Below are 23,706 nucleotides of genomic sequence, written 5' to 3' on the forward strand. Positions count from 1 at the left end.
ACGGGGCACGTACGTCCGGAGGGCGTACGGCAGGCATTGTGCAACGTACACATGTTGTGCATCATGCACAAGGAGTCCTCGGCTGCCTATGCTGGGGCCATGGACAAGCCCCTCCGCCTGATCGAGTTCGAGGCGATGCTGCTGGGACGGCATTCGCACCTCAACGCCCACCGCCCGCGTTCGGCCGGGTGGCAGCTCGACCGCAGCGCGTACGTCCTGCTGACCCGGATCCGGATGGACGGGCCGATGTCCATCAGCCAGCTCAGCGACGCGTTCGGGCTCGACGCGTCGACCCTCAACCGGCAGACGGCGGCGATGCTGCGGGCCGGGGTGGTGGAGCGGATCGCGGATCCGGACGGCGGGATCGCGCGGAAGTTCCGGATCACGGAGGAGGGCGAGCGGCGGCTCGACAACGACCGGGCGTTCAACGTCCAGGGGCTCGAACGGGTGCTTGAGCACTGGACGCCGGACGAGGTGGCCGAGTTCGCGGCCGTCCTGGAACGCTTCAACCGGGACGTGGAGCGGATCGACGGCCGCCCCTGGCCCCGGCCTTGAGTTCCTGAGGGCCCTGATGACCTGAGGCCCTGACCGAGGACCAGAACCCCGACCGACCGGAGGAGACAGTCGTCCATGCGTGTCGCCCTGTTCGTCACCTGCGTCAACGACGCCCTGTTCCCGGCGACGGGGGTGGCCACCGTACGGCTCCTCGAACGCCTCGGCGTGACCGTGGACTTCCCGGCGGCGCAGACCTGCTGCGGACAGCCGCAGTTCAACACCGGCTACCGGGCCGAGACCGCGCCGCTGGTACGGCGCACGGTGCGGGCGTTCGAGGGGTACGCGTACGTGGTCACCCCTTCCGGGTCGTGCGCCGCGATGGTGCGGCGGCACTATCCGGAGTTCGGCGCCGAGGCCGCCGCGCTCGGGCCGCGGACGTACGAGCTGACGGAGTTCCTGGTCGACGTGCTCGGGGTGACCGACGTCGGCGCGTACTTCCCGCACCGGGTGACCTATCACCCGTCCTGCCACGGTCTGCGGCTGCTCGGGCTCGGCGACCGGCCGCGGCGACTGCTTGAGGCGGTGAAGGGGCTCGACCTGGTCGAGCTGCCGGGGGCCGAGGAGTGCTGCGGCTTCGGCGGCACGTTCGCGGTGAAGAACCCGGACGTGTCGGCGGCGATGGGCGCCGACAAGGTGCGCGGCGCGCTCTCGACCGGGGCGGAGGTGCTGTGCGGGGCGGACAACTCCTGTCTGATGCACCTGGGTGGCACGATGAGCCGGATGCGGGTGCTGCCGGAGCTGCGGCCGGTGCACCTCGCGGAGATCCTGGCGAGCACGGAAGAGGAACCCCTGACCGGAGGGCCCACTGGCATGAAGGAACCCCTGGCGTGAAGGAGCCCCTGACATGAGCGGTGGATGCGCATGAGCGGCGTGTTCGTCGGGATGCCGGGGCGGCGGCGCCCCGAGCCCCGGGCCGGGTCCGGGCACGGGACCGGTCCGGCGCCCTTCCCGGCGTTCCCGGTGGCGGCCCGGGAGGCGGTGCGGGACGAGACGCTGCGCGGCAACCTCCGGCACGCCACGCACACCATCCGCGACAAGCGGGCCAGGGCGGTCGCCGAGCTGGCCGACTGGGCCGAGCTGCGCGAAGCGGGGAAGCGGATCAAGGACCGGACGCTCCGTCACCTCGACCGGTATCTGCTCCAGTTGGAGGAGGCGGTCACGGCCGCGGGCGGCACCGTGCACTGGGCGGCGGACGCGGCCGAGGCCAACCGGATCGTGGCCGGTCTGGTGAAGGCGACCGGCGAGACCGAGGTCGTCAAGGTGAAGTCGATGGCCACCCAGGAGATCGGTCTCAACGAGGCCCTCGCCGAGGAGGGCATCCACGCCTACGAGACCGACCTCGCCGAGCTGATCGTGCAGCTGGGCGACGACCGGCCCTCGCACATCCTGGTCCCCGCGATCCACCGCAACCGGGCCGAGATCCGCGAGGTGTTCCGCTCGGAGATGAAGAAATGGGGACGCCCCGCCCCCGACGACCTGACGGACTCCCCCGCCGAGCTGGCCGAGGCCGCCCGGCTGCATCTGCGGGAGAAGTTCCTGCGCGCCAAGGTCGGGGTCTCCGGGGCCAACTTCATGGTCGCCGAGACCGGCACCCTGGTGGTGGTCGAGTCGGAGGGCAACGGCCGGATGTGCCTCACCCTGCCCGAGACCCTGATCTCGGTCGTCGGCATCGAGAAGGTCGTGCCGTCCTGGCGCGACCTGGAGGTGTTCCTGCAGACCCTGCCGCGCTCCTCGACGGCCGAGCGGATGAACCCGTACACGACGATGTGGACCGGCACCACCGACGGCGACGGGCCGCGCGTCTTCCATCTGGTGCTGCTCGACGCGGGCCGCACCGACGTCCTCGCCGACCCGACCGGACGTCAGGCGCTGCGCTGCATCCGCTGCTCGGCCTGTCTGAACGTCTGCCCGGTGTACGAGCGGGCCGGCGGGCACGCGTACGGCTCCGTCTACCCCGGACCCATCGGCGCGATCCTCAGCCCCCAACTGCGCGGTACGGGCAGCGAGGTGGACGCCTCGCTGCCGTACGCGTCCTCGTTGTGCGGGGCCTGCTACGAGGTGTGTCCGGTCGCCATCGACATCCCGGAGGTGCTGGTGGAGCTGCGGGAGCGGGTGGCCGGGCAGGGCGGGCCGGGGCACCGGCTCGAGCGTGCGGCGATGAAGGCGGCCGGCTGGGTGCTCGACCGGCCGGGCGTGCTGGCCGCCGGGGAGCGGCTCGCGTCCCGCACCCGGGCGCTGCACCCCCGCAACCCGCCGGGCGCGAAGGCGTGGACGGAGAGCCGTGACCTGCCGGAGGTCCCGGCGGAGTCGTTCCGTGACTGGTGGAGGAAGAACCGCACATGACCGCACCGTCTCCCGTGCCCCCTCCGGCACCGCCTCCCCCGTCGTCGCGCGAGCGCATCCTGGCGCGGATCCGGGCCGCCGTCGCCGACGCCCCCGAGGTCCCGGAACTCACCGACCAGGACCGCCGCTACCGGCGGCGGCACGCGCCCGACGATCCGGCGGCGCTGGTCGGCCTGCTGCACGAGAACCTGGCGGACTACCGGGCCGTCGTCCACCGCACCACCCCGGCCGGGCTGCCCGCGCTCGTCGGGCGGCTGCTCGCCGGGCACGGGGCGCGCCGGGTCGCCGTACCGCCCGGGCTGCCGGACGCCTGGCTGGCCACGGCCGTCGCCGACGGGGTGGAACTCGTCGCGGATTCCGGGGACCTGACGGCACGTCAACTGGACGTCGTCGAGGCCGTGGTGACGGGCTGCGCGCTGGCGATCGCCGAGACCGGCACGCTCGTCCTCGACGGGGGTCCGGCCCAGGGGCGGCGCGCGCTGACCCTGGTGCCCGATCTGCACGTGTGTGTCGTACGGGTGCCGGACCAGGTGGTGGCGTCGGTGCCGCTCGCGCTGCCGCTGCTCGATCCGCGGCGCCCGCTGACCTGGATCTCCGGCCCTTCCGCGACCAGCGACATCGAACTGGACCGGGTGGAGGGGGTGCACGGCCCGCGCCGTCTGGAGGTGATCCTCGTGGAGCACGGGCCGGACGCGGAGCCGGACGAGAGGCCGGGGCCGGGGGCGGGCGGGGGTCACACCGGGTCGAGCGGAAGTCCCGTGTAGTTCTCGGCGAGTTCGGTGGCCGCGTGGCGGGAGTCCGCGATGCGGTCGAGCTGGGAGAGCTGGAGCCGGGTCTCGAAGCCCGACTGCCCGGGGTCGGTGTGCAGGGTGGTGGTCATGAAGTACGAGAAGTGCTCGGCCCGCCACACCCGGCGCAGGCAGGTGTCGGAGTAGGCGTCGAGGAGTTCGGTGGAGCCGGTCGCCCGGTGGTGGGCGAAGGCGCGGGCGAGCACGATGACGTCGGCGGCGGCCAGGTTGAGGCCCTTCGCGCCGGTCGGCGGCACGATGTGGGCGGCGTCGCCCGCGAGGAAGACGCGGCCCCAGCGCATCGGCTCGGTGACCGAACTGCGCATCGGGAGCACGGACTTCTGGGTGACCGGACCCCGGTGCAGTCGGGCTCCGGCGGTGTCGCGCAGGGCGAGCCGGGCGTCGAGCTCGTCCCAGATCCGCTCGTCGGGCCAGTCGGCGGGGTCGGTGCCGTTGGGGACCTGGAGGTAGAGGCGGCTGACCGAGGGCGAGCGCATGCTGGCGAGGGCGAAGCCGCGCTCGGAGTGGGCGTAGATCAGCTCGTCGTACACGGGCGGGGCGTCGGCCAGGATGCCGAGCCAGGAGTACGGGTAGACGCGCTCGTGGGTGCGGCGCTCGGCGGCGGGGACGGCCTGGCGGGTGACGCCGTGGAAGCCGTCGCAGCCGACCACGTAGTCGCAGCTGAGTATCCGCTCGCGGCCCTGGTGGGTGTAGCGGATCGTCGGGCGGTCGGTGTCGGCGCCGTGGACGGCGGTGACCTCGGCCTCGAAGTGCAGCGGGCCGCCCTCGGCGAGCTGGAGCGCGACGAGGTCCTTGACGACCTCGGTCTGCGCGTACACCCAGACGCGCCGACCGCCGGTGAGACCGGGGAAGTCGATGCGGGTGGCGCGGCCGCCGTGGCGCAGTTCGATGCCGTCGTGCGGGATGCCCTCGGCGTCGAGCCTGCCGCCGGCCCCGGCAGCCCGCAGGGCGTCGACGGTGGCCTGTTCGAGGATCCCCGCGCGCTGGCGCTGCTCGACGTAGTCGCGGTCGCGGCTCTCCAGGACGACGCTGTCGATGCCCGCACGGTGCAGCAGCCGGGCCAGGAGCAGCCCGGCGGGGCCGGCTCCGATGATGCCGACAGTGGTGTGCATGGGTGTCTCTCCTCGTCGCCGTGATGCGCGCATCCAGTCTTGTTCGCATAGTGAAGAGATCTTCACTATGCTGGGAGTCTGGTCGGGAGCAGGCACGCCTGTCAACGGGGTGCCGCCCGCCGTCCGCACCGTGTTCACTACGGTGGACCGAAGATCCACGACGGAGAGCCCATGCCACCGACCGCTGCCGCCACCCCTCCCGCCCCGGGCGCCGACCCGGGCGCCCGTCCTGGCGCCGAGGTGCCGCCCGAGGCGGTCACCCCGCTGCTGCGGGGGGTCGAGGTGCTGCGCCGGCTCACGGCGGCGGGCGGCCGGATGACCGTGGGCGAGCTGGAGCGGGCCACCGGGCTCGCCCGCGCCACCATCGACCGGATCACCGGCACCCTCGCCCGGATGGGCCAGGTACGGATCTCGGACCGGACCGTGGCACTCGCCCCGCGACTGCTCGAACTCGGCAACGCCTACCTCGCCTCCGTACGGCTGCCCGATCTGCTCGGCGGGCTCGCCGACGCGCTCGCGGACGAGCTGGACGAATCGGTGTCGCTCGCGGTGGCCGACGGCGACGGCATCCGGTTCGTGCACCAGGCGACCCGGCGCCGGGCGATGTCCGTGAGCTTCCGGATCGGCGATCTGCTGCCCGCCGAACGCACCGCGCCCGGCGTGCTGTTCGCCTCCGCATGGGACGCGCCCGCCTGGGCGGCCTGGGCGGCCCGGCGGGCCGCCGATCCGCTCGGCGCCGGATTCCCCGCCGTGCCGCCGGGCCGCTCCGGCGCGGCGGACCTCGCCGAGCGGGCGGCGGAGGCGGGCACGCGGGGCTGGGCGGTCGACGACCAGTGGGTGGAGCCCGGTCTGGTGGCGCTCGCGGTGCCGGTGCGCGGGACCGACGGCCGGATCGACTGTGTGCTGAGCACCGTGAGCCACACCTCGCGGCACGACGCCGACTCGCTGCGCGAGGCGCTGCTGCCCCGGCTGCGGGGGACGGCGGAGGCGATGGAGCGGGTGCTGCGCGAGGCGCCCGAGGTACCCGAGGTGCCCGGAGCCGGGGCAGCGGACCCGGAGGCGGCTGGGGCTGACGGGGCAACCGGGGCGGCCGGGCTCGCGGGGTGGACGTCGGCGTCCAAGCAGGAGCTGGGGCGGGAGTTCGTGGAGTCGCTGGCGCGCGGGCTCACGGTGGTGACCGCGTTCGGCGCGGGCCGGGCCGCGCTGCCGCTGACGGCGGTCGCCGAGGCCACCGGGCTCGCCAGGGCCACCGCCCGGCGGGCCCTGATCACCCTGGAGCACCTCGGCCTGGTGGCCGCGGCCGGGCGGGAGTTCGCGCTGACGCCCCGGGTGCTCGACCTCGGCTTCGCGCCGCTGTCGCGGACCACGCTCACCCGGATCGCCCAGCCGCACCTCGCGGACCTGGCCGAACGGGTGGGCGAGTCGACGTCGCTCGCGGTGCTCGTCGGGGACGAGGTCCAGTACACCGGCCGGGTCGAGACCAGCCGCATCATGAACGTCCACATCACCATCGGCACCCGCTTCCCGGCCTACCCGACCTCCATGGGCCGGGTGCTGCTCGCCGGCCTGCCGGACGCGGAGCGCGCGGCGCTGCTCGCCGGGGCGGCGCCCCGGGCCCTGACCCCGTACACGGTGACCGGACCGGCCGAACTCTCCGGGCTGCTCGACGAGGTGGGGCGCGCCGGGTACGCGCTGGTCGACCAGGAGCTGGAGGAGGGGCTGCGGTCGATCGCGATGCCGGTGCGCGACGCGGCGGGCCGGGCGGTGGCGGCGGTGAACGTGGCGATGCACGCGAGCCGCCGCTCGCGCGAGGAGTGCGAGAGCGCGGTGCTGCCGGAGCTGGCCGTCGCCGTCGCCCGGATCGAGGCCGATCTGCGGGTCACGGAGCGGTTCGCCCGGGTCCCGGCGTACTGACACCCCTCCGCCCCGGCCCCGTCACTCGGTGCCGTCGCCGTCGCCGTCGCCATCGGTGTCGGTGTCGGTGTCGGCCGGGGTGTCGTCCTCGGCGAGGACGCGCTGCGCGACCGCGAAGGCGGCGTTCGCCGCGGGCACCCCGCAGTAGACGCCGGTCTGGAGCAGCACCGCGGCGATCTCCTCGTCGCCGAGGCCGTTGCGGCGGGCGGCCCGCAGATGCAGGGCCAGTTCCTCGTGGTGGCCGTGGGCGACGAGGGCGGTGAGGGTGACCAGGCTGCGCTCGCGCCGGGTGAGGGTGGGGTCGGTCCAGATCTCGCCCCAGGCGTAGCGGGAGATGAAGTCCTGGAAGCGGGCGGTGAGCGGGGTCTGCCGGGCCTGGGCCCGGTCCACGTGGGCGTCGCCCAGGACCTCCCGGCGGGTCCTCATGCCGCTGAGGGTTCCGCTCGGGGCTCCGTCCGGGGCTCCGCCCGGAGTCCCTGCGGTGTTTCCGCTCGGAGCGGAAGGAATCTCCCGGCCGCCGGTGAGGTGGGCGCGCAGCGCGGCGGTGACGGCCGCGGGCCGCTGGGCGACGGCGAGGTGGGAGGCGCCGGGGAGTTCGGTGAGGGTGGCGCCGGGGACGGCGTCGGCGATCTCGCGCAGCTGGGCGGGGGGTGTCGCCGGGTCCTCGCGGCCCGCGAGCAGCAGGGTCGGGGCGGTGATCCTGGCGAGACCGTCGCGCAGGTCGAAGGCGGCGAGGGCGTCGCAGCAGGCGGCGTACGCGGCCGGGTCGGCCCGCCGGTGGTCCTCGACTAGGCGCGGCACGGTGAAGCCCGCGGTGAACCAGCGGGCGTCGGCGGTGTCGGCGAGCGCGCCGAGCGCCGCCTCGCCGCCCGCGCGGACGGTGGCGGCCCGTTCCCGCCAGGGCCCCGGGCCACCGAAGTGGGCCGAGGAGCACAGCACGGCCAGTCGGTCGATCCGCTCCGGATGGTGCGCGGCGAGGTGGAGGCCCACGGCGCCGCCGAGGGAGACCCCGGCGTACGAGAAGCGGTCGGCGCCCAGGGTGTCGGCGAGGTCGAGGACGAGCCGGGCCAGGTCGGCGACGGTCGCGCCGGGGCCGATCAGCTCGGCGGGTGAGCGGCCGTGCCCCGGCAGGTCCCAGCGCACCACCCGGTGGGTGGTGGAGAGTTCGGGGGCCACGTCGTCCCACAGCGCCGTGGAGGTGCCGAGGGAGGGTCCGAGGATCAGCACGGGACCGGTGGCGGGGCCCTCGGCGCGGTGGTGGAGTCGGGTGGCGGTGGTCAACGTCGCTCCAGGGCAAGGTCGGTGAGGCGGCCCGCGCAGCCGGTGGCGCGGGCGGGGTCGGCGAGCTCCGCGAGGTCCAGGCCCGTGAGGTCGATGCCCGCCAGGTCAGGGCCCGCGGTACCGGCTTCGCCGTCGGTCGGCTTCAGCGCCTCGGCGAGGAGTTCGGCCAGCGGGCGGCCCTCCGTGCGGGTGCGGGTGGCGAGTTCGGCGACGAGCGCGCGGGCCCGGGCGCGCCCGAGGCGGGGCGTGAGGGCGGTGGCGAGCCGTTCGGCGACGAGGAGGCCGCCGGTGAGGTCGAGGTGGGCGCGCATGGCGGCCGGGTCGACGCGGAGGTGTGCGGTGAGCGCGGCGGTGTCGTGGGCGGCGCCGCCGACGAGCCTGAGGAGGTCGCGCAGCGGTTCCCATTCGGCGTGCCAGGCCCCGGCGGGCCGTTCGTCCTCGGCGACGAGGCCGCCGTAGAGGCTCGCGGCGAGGTGGGGGGCGCGGCGCGCGGCGGCCGCGACGAGGGTGGCCCGTACCGGATTGGCTTTGTGCGGCATGGCGCTCGATCCGCCGCCGGTGCCTTCGGCGAGTTCGGCGATCTCGGTGCGGGAGAGGGTGAGCACGTCGGCGGCGATCTTCCCGAGGGCGCCCGCCGTGTGGGCGAGGGCTCCGGCGAGGTCGGCGACCGGGGTGCGCAGGGTGTGCCAGGGCAACAGGGGTGCGGCGAGGCCGAGTTCGCGGGCGTAGGCGGCGCTGAGCGCGGTCGGGTCGGGGTCCCCGTGGTCGGCGAACGCGGCCAGGGTGCCTGCGGCGCCGCCGAGTTGGGCGGGCAGGGTGGCCCGTACCGCCGTGAGCCGGTCCCGGGCGTCGAGGACGAGCGAGCGCCAGCCCGCCGCCTTGAGGCCGAAGGTGGTGGGCACGGCGTGCTGGGTGAGGGTGCGGCCGGGCAGCGCGGTGTCGCGGTGGGCGGCGGCGAGTTCGGCGAGGGCCCGCTCGGTGCGGGCCAGGGCGTCGAGGACGGTCCCGAGGGTGCGGGCCGCGACCAGCATGCTTGCGGTGTCCAGGATGTCCTGGCTGGTCGCGCCCCGGTGCACCCAGGCGCCCCACTCCCCCGCCGCCGCGGTCAGGTCGGCGACGAGGGGGATGACCGGGTTGCCGCCCGCGCGGGCGCGCAGGGCGAGCGAGCGGAGGTCGAAGCGTCCGGGGTCGGCCGCCGCCTGGGTGACGGCACGGGCGGCCTCGGCGGGGACGGTGCCCCGGGCGGCCTGAGCGCGGGTGAGGGCGGCCTCGGCGTCGAGCAGGGCCCGCAGGAAGGCGTGGTCGCCGGTGGCGGCCTCGGCGGGCGAGCCCGCCCGTACCGGATCGAGCAGACCGAAATCGACCGGGCCGGGATCGAGGTCCGCCGGGGTGGGCTCTCCCTCGGCGCCTGCGGGGGTGCGGGAGGTCACCGGAACTCCAGGAAGACGGTCTCGCGCTCGCCCTGGAGGCGGATGTCGAACCGGTGGGTGCGGTACGGCTCTTCGGCGGCGATCAGGGTGGCGCGGCGGTCGGCGGGGAGCCGGTCGAGGAGCGCGTCGGGGCCGAACTCGGCTTCGCTGTCGGAGAGATAGGCCCGGGTGTAGAGGTGGTGCAGCAGGCCGCGGGCGAACACGCAGACGCTGAGGTAGGGGCGGCCGGGGTTGCCGGGCGGCAGGGTGTGCAGGGTGTAGTGGCCGTCGGCGTCGGTGGCGACCCGGCCGAAGCCGGTGAAGTCGGTGCCGTTGCGGCCGAGATGGCCGCCGGTGACGGGGTCGCGGCGCAGTGAGCCGGGGGCGCCGCGCAGGGAGCCGTCGGGGGCGGCCTGCCAGAACTCCAGGAGGGCGTCGGGGACGGGTTCGCCCGCGCCGTCGAGGACGACGCCGTGCAGGGTGATCCGTCCGGGGTGTCCTTCGGGGGCGACGCGCTCGCCGTCGCGGAACGGCAGGGCGTAGCCGTAGAACGGGCCGACGGTGTGCGAGGGGGTGGGCGGGACCGGGTTCATCGGCCTTCCTCCATCCAGGTGGCGGCGGGTCCGTCGAGGACGATGTCCCACTGGTAGCCGAGGGAGAACTCGGGGACGGACCGGTCGTGTGCGTAGCGGGCGACGAGCCGGTCGCGGGCGGCCTGGTCGGTGACCGAGCGGATGATCGGGTCGTGGGCCATGAGCGGGTCGCCGGGGAAGTACATCTGGGTGACGAGCCGCTGGGTGAAGGCGCTGCCGAACACCGAGAAGTGGATGTGGGCGGGGCGCCAGGCGTTGGAGTGGTTGCGCCACGGGTAGGCGCCGGGCTTGACGGTGGTGAAGGCGTAGCTTCCCTGATCGTCCGTCAGGGTCCGTCCCACACCGGTGAAATGGGGGTCGAGCGGGGCGGGGTGCTGGTCGCGGAGGTGGGCGTACCGGCCGGAGGCGTTGGCCTGCCAGATCTCCACGAGCTGGCCGCGCACCGGCCTGCCCTGCCGGTCGAGCAGCCGCCCGGAGACGGTGATCCGCTCGCCGAGCGGCTCGCCGGTGTGCATCCGGGTGAGGTCGTTGTCGTGTTCGGTGACGTCGGTGGGGCCGAAGACGGGCCCGGTGAGTTCGACGGCCTCGGGGTCGCCGGCCGCCGCGCCGTCGGGTCCGCCGACGGCGACGAGCGGCTGCCGGGGGTGCCGGAGCAGCGAGCTGCGGTACGGCGGGTAGTCGCGCGGCGGGTGGTGCCGGGGCGGGGCTCCGGCGGCGCGGTCGCGGTCGTAGGCGTCCTGGAGGTCGGCTATCTCGCGGTCGACGCGGTCCTGGGTGAGCTCGTCCATGGGTGCTCCTGGGGCTCCTGCGGTCGTGGGGTCGTGGCGGGGCGCTGCGTGGCGCGGCCGGTCAGCTCTGCGGGGTGGTGACGGGGACCGGCAGGGGCGGGAGGCCCGGGCCGAGCAGCGGGGCCGCGGTGCGGGCGGCGACCTCGTCGGCGCTGACGCCGGGCGCGGTCTCGACGAGGACGAGGCCGTCCTCGGTGACGTCGAGCACGGCGAGGTCGGTGATGATCCGGTCGACGCAGCGGCGGCCGGTCAGCGGCAGGTCGCACTCGGCGACGATCTTCGGGGTGCCGTCCTTGGTGGTGTGGGTCATGACCACGATGACGGTGCGGGCGCCGTGGACCAGGTCCATGGCGCCGCCGATGCCGGTGACGAGCCGTCCGGGCACCCCCCAGTTGGCGAGGTCGCCGCGGGCGGAGACCTGCATGCCGCCGAGGACGGCGACGTCGATGTGCCCGCCGCGGATCATCGCGAAGGAGAGCGCGGAGTCGAAGCAGGAGGCGCCGGGCAGGACGGTGACGGTCTCCTTGCCCGCGTTGATGAGGTCGGGGTCGACCTCGCTCTCGGTGGGGTACGGGCCGGTGCCGAGGATGCCGTTCTCGGAGTGCAGGACGACCTCGACGCCCGGCGGGAGGTGGTTGGGGATGAGGGTGGGCAGGCCGATGCCGAGGTTGACGTACTGGCCGTCGCGCAGTTCGCGCGCGGCGCGGGCGGCCATCTCCTCGCGGGTCCAGGTCATCGTGTGATCCTCTTCTCGATCGCCTTGTCCGCGGCCTGTTCGGGGGTGAGCGCGACGACCCGCTGGACGAAGACGCCGGGCAGGTGCACCTCGTCGGGGCCGAGCGCGCCGGGCTCGACCAGCTCCTCGACCTCGGCGATCGCGATCCGGCCGGCCATCGCGGCCAGCGGGTTGAAGTTGCGGGCGGCGGCGTGGAAGACGAGGTTGCCGTGCCGGTCGCCCCTGGCCGCGCGGACCAGGGCGAAGTCGGTGCGGATGGCGTGTTCGAGGACGTGGGCGACGCCGTCGAACGCGCGCACCTCCTTGGGCGGCGAGGCGAGGGCGACGCCGCCCTGGCCGTCGTAGCGCCAGGGCAGGCCGCCGTCGGCGACCTGGGTGCCGACCCCGGCGGGGGTGTAGAAGGCGGGGATGCCGCAGCCGCCCGCGCGCAGCCGCTCGGCGAGGGTGCCCTGCGGGATGAGCTCCACCTCCAGCTCGCCCGCGAGGTACTGCCGGGCGAACTCCTTGTTGGCGCCGATGTACGAGCCGGTGACCCGGTCGATCCGGCCCGCCGCGAGGAGGACGGCGAGGCCGCCGTCCAGGGCTCCGCAGTTGTTCGAGACGACGCCGAGGTGCCCGACGCCGCGTGCGTGGAGGGCCTGGATGAGCGCGTTCGGCACCCCGCTGAGACCGAAGCCGCCGACGGCGAGCGTCGCCCCGTCGGGGATGTCCGCCACCGCGTCGGCGGCGGTGGCGACCACCTTGTCCATGAGGAAGCCCTTTCGTCATTTCATTATTTCGTCAGTGCACTGAGTATCTTCATCGAGTGGGGCGCCGTCAACGGGTCCGAGCAGGGACACCGCCGGGAGCGGTATCGTTCCGTGCACCGATGAATCCGGCGACACCAAGGACACAAGGAGGCGCGTGATGGGCGCGGTGGACCTGACCACGCACCCCGGGCACCTGGCCCGGCGGCTCCAGCAGGCGCACCATCTGCTGTGGAACACGGTCGTCTCGGAGGAGATCACCTCCCCCCAGTTCGGCGTCCTCAACGCGCTGACCGCCGAGCCCGGGCTCGACCAGCGGACGCTGGGCGAGCGGGTGGGACTCGACCGGTCGACGATCGCCGAGGTGGTGAGCCGGCTGACCCGGCGCGGGCTCCTCGACAAGGTGCGCGACCCCGACGACGGCCGCCGGTTCATGCTGCGGCTCACCGACGAGGGCACCCAGACGCACCGGCGGCTGACCGTGCGCACGGCCCGGATGAACCAGATCTTCCTGGCGCCGCTCTCCCCCGAGGAGCAGAGCCAGTTCCTGTCCCTGCTGCGCCGTGTCTCCGACGCCGCCGAGCAGTTGCGCACCCCGCAGGAGACCGTCCCGGCGCCCTGACGGAACCGTGTGCGACAGCGCTGTACGCCGTTCCGGGCCTGTGTCATCCTCCGCATGTCACGCCTTCTTCGAGGGAATCGGGGATGTGCCATGCGACGTACGACTCTCTCCGCACCTGCTCCTTCCTCCTCGCTCGTCCGGCTGGCCGTGGTGGGCCTCCTGTGCTGCCTGCCCGCCGCCGTCGGCTGCGACGACCCCGGCAGCGACGAGGGCTCAGGGCCCGGCAGCGGGGTGAGCGGCGGCGGACTGCCCGGGCCCGGCGGCGGCACCGGCGGTACGAACGGCGGGGCGGTCACCGGGCCGATGAACATCCCCGAATGGGGCCGCAACGGCTTCCTGTTCGACGACGGTACGGAACGGGGCCGGGCCAACTGGCGGGAGATCAAGGGCCTGTTCGCCGCCGCCTGCGCGGACGGCACGCTCTGTGTCGACCTGGCGCGCGTCTACCGCACGGAGGACGGCGGCACGTCGCCCGGCCCCTGCGGCTACGACCACACGGAGCCGCGCTCCGGCACGGCCGTGCCGCGGCACCGTACAGTCCTCGTGGTCGGGATCTGCGGGCCGGGAGAGCCCGAGGGCAGCACAGAAGGACCCACGGACGGGCCGACCGACGGGCCCACCGGCGGACCGAGCGAGGGCACGGTGGAGGGGCCCACCGGCGGACCGAGCGAAGGGACCACGGACGGGCCCACCGGTGGGCCCGGCGAAGGCACCACCGGACCGACCGTCGAGGGGTCCGCCCCGGACGGCTCCGCCGCGCGGAACCAGGGCGTTCCCGTCCGGTGAACGAGTGAACGAGGACGGCACCGGCGGGCCCGGGCGGCTCGGCGTGCTCGTGGGCGCGATCGCCGCGCCGACCAGTCTGGTGACGGCCCTCCTCTACTACTTCGGCTACTGGCACGCCTACTGGTTCTTCGCCTACTTCCGGGTCAACTCGACCCTGCTCGGCCTCGGCACCACCGACTATCTGCTGCGCAGCCTCGACGCGCTGTGGGTGCCGCTGACGGTGACCGCGACCGCCGGGCTCGTCGCGCTCTGGGGCCACGACCTGGTCCGGCGGCGGCTCGCGGTGACGGGCGCCGGGCCACGGGCGCTGCGCCGGGTGACGGCGGGGGTGGCCGGGGCCGGGCTGCTGCCCACGGTCGGCGGACTGTGGTCGACGTTCTCGCCGACGTTCCTCAACCGGGTGCTCACACTGGCCCCGCTGAGCCTGTCGGCCGGGGTGGCGCTCCTCGCGTACGCGCGGCGCCTTGAGCGTCTGGTGGCGGCGCGGGCCCCGGAGCCCCGGCCAGACACACCGGGCGCACCGGGCGCACCGGCCGAACCGGCCGAACCGGCCGAACCGGTAGCGACGGTACGGGCGGCCGGGCCCGAGCCCGTACCCGTACCGGCGACGACTCCGCCGCAGCCCCCACCGGCCGCTCCGGTCCCACCGTCCCCACCGGCTCCGCGGCCCGCGTGGGCCGAACTCGCCGAGCTGGCCGTGGTGTTCCTGCTGGTCGGGCTCGGGGTGGTGTGGGCGGCCAACGACTACGCCGCGTCCGTGGGGGTGACCCGGGCGCAGCGGTTCGTGGCCGGGCTGTCCGCGCAGCCGTCCGTCGTGGTCTACAGCGAGCGCGGCCTCGGCATCGGCGGGCCGGGGGTGCGGGAGACGCGCTGCCGCGACGCGAAGGCGGCGTACGCCTATCGCTACGACGGGCTGGTGCTGATCCTCCAGTCCGGGAACCAGTACGTGCTGCTGCCCGCCAGCTGGACGCAGCGGGACGGCGTCGCCCTCGTCCTGCCGCGCAACGACACGCTCCGGCTGGAGTTCGGGCCGCCGCCCGCCGCCCGGAGCGGGCCGTCACCGGTCCCGTCCTGCTGACGAGTAGGCTCGCGACGCGCGGCGCACGCCGCCATGAACAGGCACGCCATGGTCAACCCGTCCCGCAAGGAACTCCTCGCCACGGTGGCGGCCCGTGCGCCGCACCTGCTCGAACGGCGATAACGTGCGCACATCGATCGCCGACGGAGGAAGTGCACGACGATGTCTGTGATTTACCGGACCACCATCACCCCCACCAAGCTGGAACTGCTCACGGCCTGGCTGCCGACCCGCCCCTGGTACGTGCCGACCGGCGCCGCCCCGCTCCTGGAGAAGGCGGGCGGCTTCCGGCTCGACGACCCGGCGGGCGAGGTGGGCATCGAGTTCATGGTGGTGACGGACTCGTCGGGCGACGAAGTCCGTTCGTACCTGGTGCCGTTGACGTACCGCGGGGCGCCGCTCGACAGTGCGGCGGACGCCCTGATCACCACCGCCGAGCACGGTGTCCTCGGCACCCGCTGGGTGTACGACGGGATCCACGACCCGGTGCTCATCGGCCAGTTGACCGCGCTGCTCGACGGCCGCGCGGAGCCGCAGGCGCAGAGCGAGACGGACACCCCGGACCCGACGGTGGTGGCGTCCTTCGACGGCACCGGGCAGTGGGACCTGTCGGCGGCGCCGGTCGTCGAGGAGGGCGCGTACGGCACCGACGTACGGCTCGGGGCGGACGCCCCCGTGCTGCGGGTGGCGCGGCTGCTCGACCCGAAGGCGTCCGGCGCGCGGGGCGAGGTGACGGCCGGCTGGCGGCTGCCGGACGGCGAGGAGCTCCGGGCGGCGTACTTCCTGGTGTTCGACGCGGCCTGAGCGCCTGAGCGCCTGAGCCGCGTTCCGGCCGCGTTCCGGCCGCGTGCTCCAGGGCCGACGGCCGGTCGGACGTCAGAAGACGGACAGGCCGGTGATCGTGGTGAACCGGTCGAGGGCGGTCACGCCCGCGACCGAGTTCCCGTGCTCGTCGAGGCCCGGGCTCCACACGCACAGCGTGCAGCGCCCGGGCACCACGGCGATGATCCCGCCGCCGACGCCGCTCTTGCCTGGCAGCCCGACCCGGTACGCGAAGTTGCCCGCCGCGTCGTACGTGCCGCAGGTCAGCATGACCGCGTTCACCTGCTTGGCCTGGCTGCGGGTGAGCAGCCGGGAGCCGTCGGCCCGGATGCCGTGCCGGGCGAGGAAGCCGGTGGCGAGGGCGAGGTCGGCGCAGGACGCTTCTATGGAGCACTGGCGGAAGTACTCGCGCAGCAGCGTCGGCACCGGGTTGACGATGTTGTCGTACGAGGCCATGAAGTGGCCGAGGGCGGCGTTGCGGTCGCCGTGCGCGGACTCGGACGCGGCCACGTCACGGTCGAAGTCCAGGTCGTGGTTGCCGCTCTCGGCCCGCAGGAAGTCGAGCAGGACGCCGGACGCGTCGCCGGTGATGCGGTGCAGCTGGTCGGTGACGACGAGGGCGCCGGCGTTGATGAACGGGTTGCGGGGGATGCCGTTCTCGTACTCCAGCTGGACCAGCGAGTTGAACGGGTTGCCGGACGGTTCGCGCCCCACGTGGTCCCACAGCGGCTCGCCCTTGCGGGCCAGGGCGAGCGCGAGCGTGAAGACCTTCGTCACCGACTGCGTCGAGAACGGCCGCTGCCAGTCCCCCACCCCGTACACCGTCCCGTCGAGCTCGGCCACGGCCATCCCGAAGGCGCCGGGGTCGGCGGTGGCGAGCGCCGGGATGTAGTCGGCGGGCCGCCCGCGCTCGGTGAGGGCGGCGATCTCCTCGGCTATCCGGTCGAGGACGGGTTCGAACGTCAACAGCATGACCACATCATGCCGCGCCCCGCGTCGGACCACCCCACGGCCCCGACCAGCACGTTCCTTAGGATGATCACCGCGCTGTGGCCCGGGAACCGGTCCGGGGACGGCGCCCCACGGGAGGGGATCGCACACATGAGGAACCAGCGGACGCGGGCAGCGCGAGGCATGCGCGGGACGCGGGGCATGCGCGGGGCCGGGCGGCGGGTCGGGCGCGGTGTCCGGCTCGCGCTCGCGGGGGCGCTGGCCGCCGTGCTGCTGCCGGTGACGGCGGGCGCGGCCGGGGCCGCCGGGGCCGCTTCCGCCGTCCCGGCGGCCGGGGCGGCGCGCACGTACACGGTGTGGCAGTGGAACGTGGCGGGGAACACCGTCCACCACGGCTCGACGACGGACGGTCTGGTGTCCCAGGCCGCCGCCTCGATCGTGAACCGGGGCGTGGACTTCGCGGCGTTCAACGAGCTGTGCCAGGGCCAGTACGACGCCCTGATCGTCGAGCTGCGGGCCAAGGGCTGGCCGCAGGACACCGCGAACTTCGCCCGTTTCGCACCGAGCCGCCCGGCGGGCAACGCCTCGGTCTGCGCCGGTGACGCCTTCGGCAACGCGGTCTTCAGCGAGCGCCCGCTCGGCGGCGCCGAGCGGGTGGCGCTGCCGGACGACGGCTCCGCCGAGAAGCGCAACCTGCTGTGCGCGCCGCTCACCGACGGCACGGCGACCCGGTTCTGCACCACGCACATCACGACCGACCAGTCGTTCAACGTGGCCCAGTTGGAGGCCGTGCGGGAGAAGCTGGAGGCGTATCACGCGGCCGGTGAGACGGTGCTGACCGCCGGTGACTTCAACGCCCAGCCGCACTACGGCCGCCTGAACTCGTACTACTCGGCGAGCCTCGACGTGCCGAACAACCGGAACAACACCGGCCAGTACCGCGAGCTCGACGACAACGACGCGGCGAACTGCCTGGGCTACGGCGAGTGGACGGCGGACGGCACGCCCGGCGCGACCCCGCCGTGCGGCGGCAACGCCAAGATCGACCACATCTTCGTCCGGGAGAGCGCCCTGGCCGGTCCGTACAGCGCGGACTCGCTCGCCATCTCCACCGCCTGCACCGGCGTCGCCGCCTGCTCCGACCACCGGATCCTGGTCGGCACGGTCACCGTCGTCTGATCCCCCACGCGATCCCCGCGCCCGCCGACCCGGGTGCCGGACCCGACGCCCCGGCTCCCGACTCGCGGAGCCGGGGCGTCCGCGTCAGGGTGGCTAGGGGGTGCGCACACGTGTGTGCGGGTTCCCGGGGGCGATCGGGAGTGGAGTGAGGTGAGCCGGGTGCCGCTGAGCACGGATGAGCCGGGCGGGCCCTGCTGGCTGAGTCTGGCGGCGCGCGACCTCGGTGCCGCCGAGGAGTTCTACGGGGCGGTGCTCGGCTGGACCTTCCGGCACGGGCCGCTCGGTGACGGCTTCTCGGTGGGTGAGCGGGACGGGACGCCGGTCGCCGGTATCGGCGCGGTGGCCGAGCGGATGGGTGTGGCCGTGGCCTGGACGCCGTTCTTCGCGGTGGCCGACGCCGACGCGGCGGTGGCCCGGATCCGGGAGCGCGGCGGCACGGTCGGCGTGGGCCCGGTGGCGTTCCCGCCGCGTGGCCGTGCGGCGCTCGCCACGGACGTGGAGGGCGCGGCGTTCGGCGTCTGGGAGGGCCGGGTGTCGTCGCGCTGGCGGATCGGCGAGCGGCACGCGCCCGCGTGGCTGGAGCTGCACACCCGCAACGCCTTCGACGCGGCGCTCTTCTACGGCGGCGTCCTGGAGTGGGTGGACGGCCGGGAGGACGCGCCGCAGCGGTTCGAGGTGGCGTACGAGGACGAGCAGGTGGTGCTGCGGCGCCGGGGCGCGGCGGTGGCCCGGCTCAACAGCGGACCGGTCGAGGCGGCCTCGCCGCAGCCCCAGCTCCGGCCGCGCTGGCTGATCCACTTCCGGGTGCCGGACCTGGAGCGGGCGAAGGCCCAGGTCCTGGCCCATGGCGGTGCGCTGGTCCCGGAGGCCGACCGCGGCTGGGCGGCGGTGGAGGAGCGGCGAGCGACCGTACGGGATCCGCAGGGCGGGCTCTTCACCCTGGACGAGGGGGACGGGGAACCGGCGGCGGACTGAGCGGGCGGCGGCCGTACGGGCGGGCCGGGGCGGTCAGCCGGCCGGCGGGGTCAGGGCCAGCTCGCCCGACGGGTGCGGGGCGAACCAGGACGCGGTGGCCTGCGGGGTGACCTCGGCGAGCGTCGCCGGGGTCCAGTGCGGGTCGCGGTCCTTGTCGATGACCTGGGCGCGGATGCCCTCGGCCAGGTCCGGCGAGCGGAGCGCGGCGCAGGACAGCCGGAACTCCATGTTCAGGGCGGTTTCGAGGGAGTCGAGGGCCCTGGCCCGCCGGAGCGCGGCGAGCGCCGCCTTCAGGGCGGTGGGCGAGCGGGTGAGCAGGACGGTGGCGGTGTCCTTGGCCTCCGGCACGCCCGAGTCGGTGAGCCGTTCGATGATCTCTTCGACGGTGTCGGCGGCGTAGCAGGTGTCGATCCAGTCGCGGGCGGCGGCCAGTTCACCGCAGGGTGCCGTCGTCACATGGCGTTCGAGGACCTCGTGGACGGGCCTGGTGGCCAGCTCGCTCTTCAGGGCGGGGAGCCGGTCGGCGGGGACGTGGTGGTCGGCGAGGCCGGTCAGGAGGGCGTCGGCGGCGCCGACGGGGGTGCCGGTGAGGGCCAGGTGGGTGCCGAGTTCGCCGGGCGCGAGGGCGAGGAGATAGGTGCCGCCGACGTCGGGGACGAAGCCGATGCCGGTCTCCGGCATGGCGACCCTGGAGCGTTCGGTGACGATCCGGACGCTGCCGTGCGCCGAGACCCCGACACCGCCGCCCATCACGATGCCGTCCATCAGGGCCACGTACGGCTTCGGATAGCGGGCGATCAGCGCGTTCAGCCGGTACTCGTCCCGCCAGAAACCGACCGAGGCCGTACCGCCCGCCACCGCGTCGGCGTGGATCGCGCGGATGTCACCACCCGCGCACAGACCCCGCTCACCCGCCCCGTCGATCACGACCACCTCGACCGCCGGATCATCCCGCCAGGCGTCCAGCGCCTCGGTCATCCGCAGCACCATGGGATGGGTCAGGGCGTTGAGCGCGCGAGGCCGGTTGAGCGTGAGATACCCGGCGCGGCCCTCCGTACGGACGATCACCTCGGGCTCGGCTCCGCTCCGGACTGCGGCCTCGGGCGGGGTGCGATCGGCGGATGCCGGCATGCGGGTGTCCTTCCGGTTCCGGGCCGGGCACCGTCGCCGGTCCGTTCCGGCGGGGGCGGCTGCGTACTGAAACGATCTTTCATCCACCGTAGTCCCCCGCGGCGCCCGCGTACAGGGTCTTCCGTCCGCTAACGTACCCGCGGGTAACCGACGGACCGAGGGGAGCGGGCAGAGATGCGGACGGACGGGCGGCACCGGGACGACGTACGGGTGTGGAGTCTTGAGGAGTCGTTGCGGATCGAGGCCGACCCCGAGGCCCTGTACCGCCTGGTCTCCGATCTGCGGAACATGGGGCGCTGGAGCCCGGAGTGCCGCCGGATCTGGGTGTCCCGGCCGCCGGTCCGCGCGGGCGGGCGGTTCGTCGGGTTCAACCGGCGCGGCCCGTTCCTCTGGTTCACCGTCGGGCGGATCACCACCGCGCGGGCCGGGGCGGAGTTCGCCTTCGACGTGGCGGTCTTCGGGCTGCCGATCGCCCGCTGGGGCTACCGCTTCGAGCGGGACGGCACCGGGACCCTGGTCACCGAGACCTGGCAGGACCTGCGGACCGGCCGCGGCGCCTGGCTCGCGACCCTGCTCGGCACCGTCTTCGCCGGGACCGATCCGGCGCGCCGGATCGCGGTGAACCGGGCCGGGATGCGCACCACGCTCGCCCGGATCGCCCACGAGGCGCACGCTCCGTAGCCACGGGCCGCTCCCCCGACCCGCCCGCCGACGCTCCCGGCCGTCTCCGTTTCCCCTGCAGGTGGCCACGGGGGCAGCATGGAAGGAGGCCCCGGCGACCAGGGCGGGAAGGAGCGCACCGTGACGCGACGCGCGGACCGGTCGGTCGACGACGGCCGGACGCGGCCCACGGGGCTGCGGAGCGTAGCGGGCCAGGTCTTCGCCCTGCAGGCGGTCATCGCGCTGCTCATCGTCGCCGCGGCGGCGGTGGCCCTGGTGCTCCAGGGGCGGTACGACTCCGAGCGCGACGCCCGCAACCGCTCGCTGGCCGTCGCCGAGGCGTTCGCGCACGCGCCGGGCACGGCGGAGGCCCTGAAGGGCCCCGATCCGACGGCCGTCCTGCAGCCCCGCGCGGAGGCGGCGCGCAAGGCGTCCGGAGTCGACTTCATCGCGGTGCTGGCTCCGGACGGGGTGCGGTTCACGGACTCCGACGCCGGTCTGATCGGGCAGAAGGCCAGCGGCGACGTGGGGCGGGCGGCGCGCGGCGAGTCGTTCACCGAGATCTTCCACGGCGCGCCCAACGACGCCGTGCGGGCCGTGGTCCCGATCCGCGACACCGACGGTTCGGTGGTCGGCATGGTCAGCAGCGGCATCGAGGTCGAGACGGTCGGGCAGGCCGTGCAGGGCAGGCTGCCGCTGCTGCTCGGCGCGGCGGCGGGCGGTCTGGCGCTCGCGGTGGGCGGCGCGGGCCTGGTCAGCGCGCGGCTGCGGCGGCAGACCCATGGCCTCGGCCCGGCCGAGATGACCCGCCTGAAGGAGCACCACGAGGCCGTGCTGCACGCCGTGAAGGAGGGTGTGGTGATCGTCGCGGGCGACGGCCGTCTGGTGCTCGCCAACGACGAGGCCCGGCGGCTGCTCCGGCTCCCGGAGCACGCCGAGCGCAGCCATGTGCGCGAGCTGGGGCTCGACCCCCGTACCGCGCACCTGCTGCTGTCCGGCCGGGCCGCCACCGACGAGGTGCATCTGGCCGGGGACCGGCTGCTCGCGGTGAACGTACGGCCGACCGGCGACGGCGCCCCGGACGGCGGGGTCGTGATGACGATGCGCGACACCACCGAGCTCGCCGCGCTCACCGGCCGTGCCGAGGTGGCGCGGGGGCGGCTGCGGCTGCTGTACGAGGCGGGCACCAGGATCGGCACGACGCTGGACGTGGTGCGGACGGCGGAGGAGCTGTCGGAGGTCGCGGTGCCGCGGTTCGCGGACTTCGTGACGGTGGAGCTGCTGGATCCGGTGGTGCGCGGCGAGGAGCCGTCGGGGGCGTTCACGGAGATGCGGCGGACGGCGCTCAGCGGGGTGCGGACGGAGACGCCGTTGCAGCCGGTCGGGGACCTGATCCGCTTCGTGGTGCCGACCACGCCGATGGCGTCGGCGCTCGCGGAGGGGCGGGCGGTGATCCAGCCGGACCTGGCCGCCGCGCAGGGCTGGCGGGCGCAGGACCCGGAGGGCGCGGCGCGGGCCCTCGAATTCGGGCTGCACTCGCTTCTGACGGTGCCGTTGCTCGCCCGGGGCGTGGTGCTCGGGATGGCGAACTTCTGGCGCGGCCCGGACAGCCCCGAGCCGTTCGGCGAGGAGGACCTGTCGTTCGCGGAGGAGCTGGCGGCGCGGGCGGCGCTCGCCATCGACAACGCGCGGCGGTTCACCCGCGAGCATTCGATGGCGGTGGCGCTGCAGCGGAGCCTGCTGCCGCGGGTGCTGCCGGAGCAGAGCGCCATGCGGGTCGCGTACCGCTACCTCCCGGCGACGGCGGGGGTCGGCGGCGACTGGTTCGACGTGATCCCGCTGCCCGGCGCGCGGGTGGCGCTCGTGGTCGGGGACGTGGTGGGGCACGGGCTGCACGCGGCGGCGACGATGGGGCGGCTGCGGACGGCGGTGGCGAACTTCTCGACGCTCGATCTGCCGCCGGAGGAGCTGCTGAGCCATCTGGACGAACTGATCGACCGGCTGGGCGAGGAGAACGAGCAGGGCGGCGGGGAAGGCGGGGGCCCGCAGGCCGGGGGCACGGGGGCCGGGGGCGCGGAGGCCCGGGGCATGGACGGGGCGACGGACGCCGGCTCCGGCCGAGGGTCCGGTACGGCCGGGGGCGGGGCGGGCCAGGACCCCGCGGCCGACGGCAGACCGGCGGGCGGGGCGGCGGGCGGTACGGCGGGGGCCGAGGGCACCACGGGTGCCACCTGTCTGTACGCGATCTACGACCCGACGACCGGTGCCTGCACGATGGCGAGCGCCGGGCACCCCGGGCCCGCGCTCGTGCGGCCGGACGGGAGCGTGGAGTTCCCCGCCGTGCCGGCCGGGCTGCCGCTGGGCATCGGGCTCGGCGACCGGCCGTTCGAGTCGGTGCGGCTGCGCCTGGAGCCGGGCAGCAAGCTGGTGCTGTTCACGGACGGTCTGATCGAGGACCGGCACCGCGACTACGACACCGGGCTCGGGCTGCTGCGCGGGGCGCTGGCCCGGCCGGACCGCAGCCCGGAACAGACCTGCGCCGATGTGCTCGCGGCGCTGCTGCTCCCGGTCCCCGCCGACGACATCGCGCTGCTCGTGGCGAGCGCCCACCGGATCCCGGCGGACCGGATCGCCGAGTGGGAGGTGCCCGCCGAGCCGTCGGCGGTCTCCCGGGTGCGGACCGAGGCCGCCGCGCGGCTCGCCGCATGGGGCCTCGCGGACGTGGGGTTCACGGCGGAGCTCGTGCTCAGCGAACTGATCACCAACGCGATCCGGTACGGGCGGGCGCCGGTGCGGGTGCGGCTGGTGCACGACCGGGTGCTGATCTGCGAGGTGTCCGACGGCAGCAGCACCTCCCCGCATCTGCGGCACGCGGCGGACACCGACGAGGGCGGGCGCGGCCTGTTCCTGGTGGCCCAGTTCGCGCAGCGCTGGGGCACCCGCTACGCCCGCCGGGGCAAGACCATCTGGGCCGAGCTGCCGGTGTCCCCCGATCCGGCGGGCGGCGACGGCGCGGGCCCGCTGTTCGATCCGGACGCGCTGGAGGACCTGGCCTGGTGAGGGCCCTGGGGCGGGGGGGGGGGGGGGGGGGGGGGGGGGGGGGGGGGGGGGGGGGGGCGGCGGCGCGGGCCGCCGTCGCCGCGCCGATGGCGGTGCCGGTCGCCGCGCCCACCACGCACAGCACGGCGGCCCACTGAACGAGCGTCAGGTGCTCAC

At 74.9% G+C, this 23,706-nt stretch carries 22 protein-coding genes; 13 read left to right on the plus strand and 9 right to left on the minus strand.

Annotated elements, in window-relative coordinates; translation table 11 throughout:
• Nucleotides 1–99 precede the first annotated feature (99 nt).
• The 4 genes from ACIPXM_RS32825 (at nucleotide 100) to ACIPXM_RS32840 (ending at nucleotide 3,662) form a co-directional block, all read left to right on the plus strand.
• Complete coding sequence (locus ACIPXM_RS32825; protein WP_401663084.1) at nucleotides 100–555, plus strand: MarR family winged helix-turn-helix transcriptional regulator; 456 nt, start codon at nucleotides 100–102, stop codon at nucleotides 553–555.
• A gap of 75 nt (nucleotides 556–630) precedes the next feature.
• Nucleotides 631–1,386, plus strand: a complete 756-nt coding sequence (locus ACIPXM_RS32830; protein ID WP_401663086.1) for a (Fe-S)-binding protein — start codon at nucleotides 631–633, stop codon at nucleotides 1,384–1,386.
• A gap of 30 nt (nucleotides 1,387–1,416) precedes the next feature.
• Nucleotides 1,417–2,898 (plus strand): LutB/LldF family L-lactate oxidation iron-sulfur protein, encoded by a 1,482-nt coding sequence (locus tag ACIPXM_RS32835; RefSeq protein ID WP_401663088.1) that lies wholly within the window; start codon nucleotides 1,417–1,419, stop codon nucleotides 2,896–2,898.
• Nucleotides 2,895–3,662 (plus strand): lactate utilization protein C, encoded by a 768-nt coding sequence (locus ACIPXM_RS32840; RefSeq protein ID WP_401663090.1) that lies wholly within the window; start codon nucleotides 2,895–2,897, stop codon nucleotides 3,660–3,662. The genes ACIPXM_RS32835 and ACIPXM_RS32840 overlap by 4 nt, the downstream gene beginning before the upstream one ends.
• On the opposite strand, the gene ACIPXM_RS32845 is transcribed toward ACIPXM_RS32840, so the two are convergent.
• Complete coding sequence (locus ACIPXM_RS32845) at nucleotides 3,632–4,819, minus strand: 4-hydroxybenzoate 3-monooxygenase (RefSeq protein WP_401663092.1); 1,188 nt, start codon at nucleotides 4,817–4,819, stop codon at nucleotides 3,632–3,634. The genes ACIPXM_RS32840 and ACIPXM_RS32845 overlap by 31 nt on opposite strands.
• A 171-nt stretch (nucleotides 4,820–4,990) precedes the next feature.
• Between ACIPXM_RS32845 and ACIPXM_RS32850 the strand changes: the two genes are divergently transcribed.
• Entirely contained in the window at nucleotides 4,991–6,733 is a 1,743-nt protein-coding gene (locus ACIPXM_RS32850) for an IclR family transcriptional regulator C-terminal domain-containing protein (RefSeq protein WP_401663094.1), read from the plus strand.
• 21 nt (nucleotides 6,734–6,754) lie between these two features.
• Here ACIPXM_RS32850 and pcaD read toward each other — a convergent pair whose 3' ends face one another.
• The 6 genes from pcaD to ACIPXM_RS32880 form a co-directional block, all read right to left on the minus strand.
• Nucleotides 6,755–8,014 (minus strand): 3-oxoadipate enol-lactonase, encoded by a 1,260-nt coding sequence (pcaD, locus tag ACIPXM_RS32855; RefSeq protein ID WP_401663096.1) that lies wholly within the window; start codon nucleotides 8,012–8,014, stop codon nucleotides 6,755–6,757.
• A complete protein-coding gene (gene pcaB, locus ACIPXM_RS32860) occupies nucleotides 8,011–9,366 on the minus strand; it encodes a 3-carboxy-cis,cis-muconate cycloisomerase (RefSeq protein ID WP_401663136.1) in 1,356 nt (451 codons plus the stop codon). The genes pcaD and pcaB overlap by 4 nt, the downstream gene beginning before the upstream one ends.
• Nucleotides 9,367–9,440: 74 nt before the next feature.
• The gene (pcaG, locus tag ACIPXM_RS32865) at nucleotides 9,441–10,016 is read right to left on the minus strand and encodes a protocatechuate 3,4-dioxygenase subunit alpha (RefSeq protein WP_401663098.1); all 576 of its coding nucleotides are present in this window, start codon (nucleotides 10,014–10,016) and stop codon (nucleotides 9,441–9,443) included.
• Complete coding sequence (gene pcaH / locus ACIPXM_RS32870) at nucleotides 10,013–10,804, minus strand: protocatechuate 3,4-dioxygenase subunit beta (RefSeq protein ID WP_401663100.1); 792 nt, start codon at nucleotides 10,802–10,804, stop codon at nucleotides 10,013–10,015. The genes pcaG and pcaH overlap by 4 nt, the downstream gene beginning before the upstream one ends.
• A 61-nt stretch (nucleotides 10,805–10,865) precedes the next feature.
• Entirely contained in the window at nucleotides 10,866–11,540 is a 675-nt protein-coding gene (locus tag ACIPXM_RS32875) for a CoA transferase subunit B (RefSeq protein ID WP_401663102.1), read from the minus strand.
• Nucleotides 11,537–12,289, minus strand: coding sequence for a CoA transferase subunit A (locus ACIPXM_RS32880; RefSeq protein WP_401663104.1), 753 nt, complete (start codon nucleotides 12,287–12,289; stop codon nucleotides 11,537–11,539). The genes ACIPXM_RS32875 and ACIPXM_RS32880 overlap by 4 nt, the downstream gene beginning before the upstream one ends.
• A gap of 157 nt (nucleotides 12,290–12,446) precedes the next feature.
• On the opposite strand from ACIPXM_RS32880, the gene ACIPXM_RS32885 reads away from it, so the two are divergent.
• From ACIPXM_RS32885 to ACIPXM_RS32900, 4 genes are all read left to right on the plus strand, one after another.
• Nucleotides 12,447–12,908 (plus strand): MarR family winged helix-turn-helix transcriptional regulator, encoded by a 462-nt coding sequence (locus tag ACIPXM_RS32885; protein WP_401663106.1) that lies wholly within the window; start codon nucleotides 12,447–12,449, stop codon nucleotides 12,906–12,908.
• Between the two features lie 90 nt (nucleotides 12,909–12,998).
• Nucleotides 12,999–13,694, plus strand: coding sequence for a hypothetical protein (locus ACIPXM_RS32890; RefSeq protein WP_401663108.1), 696 nt, complete (start codon nucleotides 12,999–13,001; stop codon nucleotides 13,692–13,694).
• 4 nt (nucleotides 13,695–13,698) lie between these two features.
• Nucleotides 13,699–14,772, plus strand: coding sequence for a hypothetical protein (locus ACIPXM_RS32895; RefSeq protein ID WP_401663110.1), 1,074 nt, complete (start codon nucleotides 13,699–13,701; stop codon nucleotides 14,770–14,772).
• 162 nt (nucleotides 14,773–14,934) lie between these two features.
• A complete protein-coding gene (locus ACIPXM_RS32900) occupies nucleotides 14,935–15,576 on the plus strand; it encodes a 1,4-alpha-glucan branching protein (protein WP_401663112.1) in 642 nt (213 codons plus the stop codon).
• A 72-nt stretch (nucleotides 15,577–15,648) separates the two neighbouring features.
• Here ACIPXM_RS32900 and ACIPXM_RS32905 read toward each other — a convergent pair whose 3' ends face one another.
• Nucleotides 15,649–16,566: a glutaminase gene (locus tag ACIPXM_RS32905; RefSeq protein WP_401663114.1), complete on the minus strand. Its 918-nt coding sequence runs from the start codon at nucleotides 16,564–16,566 to the stop codon at nucleotides 15,649–15,651.
• Between the two features lie 162 nt (nucleotides 16,567–16,728).
• Between ACIPXM_RS32905 and ACIPXM_RS32910 the strand changes: the two genes are divergently transcribed.
• Together ACIPXM_RS32910 and ACIPXM_RS32915 are read left to right on the plus strand one after the other, a co-directional pair.
• Nucleotides 16,729–17,724, plus strand: coding sequence for an endonuclease/exonuclease/phosphatase family protein (locus ACIPXM_RS32910; protein WP_401663116.1), 996 nt, complete (start codon nucleotides 16,729–16,731; stop codon nucleotides 17,722–17,724).
• 159 nt (nucleotides 17,725–17,883) lie between these two features.
• Nucleotides 17,884–18,699: a VOC family protein gene (locus ACIPXM_RS32915; RefSeq protein ID WP_401663118.1), complete on the plus strand. Its 816-nt coding sequence runs from the start codon at nucleotides 17,884–17,886 to the stop codon at nucleotides 18,697–18,699.
• Nucleotides 18,700–18,732: 33 nt separating this feature from the next.
• Here ACIPXM_RS32915 and ACIPXM_RS32920 read toward each other — a convergent pair whose 3' ends face one another.
• Complete coding sequence (locus ACIPXM_RS32920; RefSeq protein WP_401663120.1) at nucleotides 18,733–19,830, minus strand: enoyl-CoA hydratase/isomerase family protein; 1,098 nt, start codon at nucleotides 19,828–19,830, stop codon at nucleotides 18,733–18,735.
• Between the two features lie 174 nt (nucleotides 19,831–20,004).
• Between ACIPXM_RS32920 and ACIPXM_RS32925 the strand changes: the two genes are divergently transcribed.
• Nucleotides 20,005–20,511: an SRPBCC family protein gene (locus ACIPXM_RS32925; protein WP_401663122.1), complete on the plus strand. Its 507-nt coding sequence runs from the start codon at nucleotides 20,005–20,007 to the stop codon at nucleotides 20,509–20,511.
• Between the two features lie 78 nt (nucleotides 20,512–20,589).
• Nucleotides 20,590–23,550, plus strand: coding sequence for a SpoIIE family protein phosphatase (locus ACIPXM_RS32930; RefSeq protein WP_401663124.1), 2,961 nt, complete (start codon nucleotides 20,590–20,592; stop codon nucleotides 23,548–23,550).
• The last annotated feature ends 156 nt before the right edge of the window (nucleotides 23,551–23,706 follow it).

The sequence above is a fragment of the Streptomyces sp. NPDC090025 genome, from assembly GCF_044748125.1.
Lineage (GTDB): Bacteria > Actinomycetota > Actinomycetes > Streptomycetales > Streptomycetaceae > Streptomyces.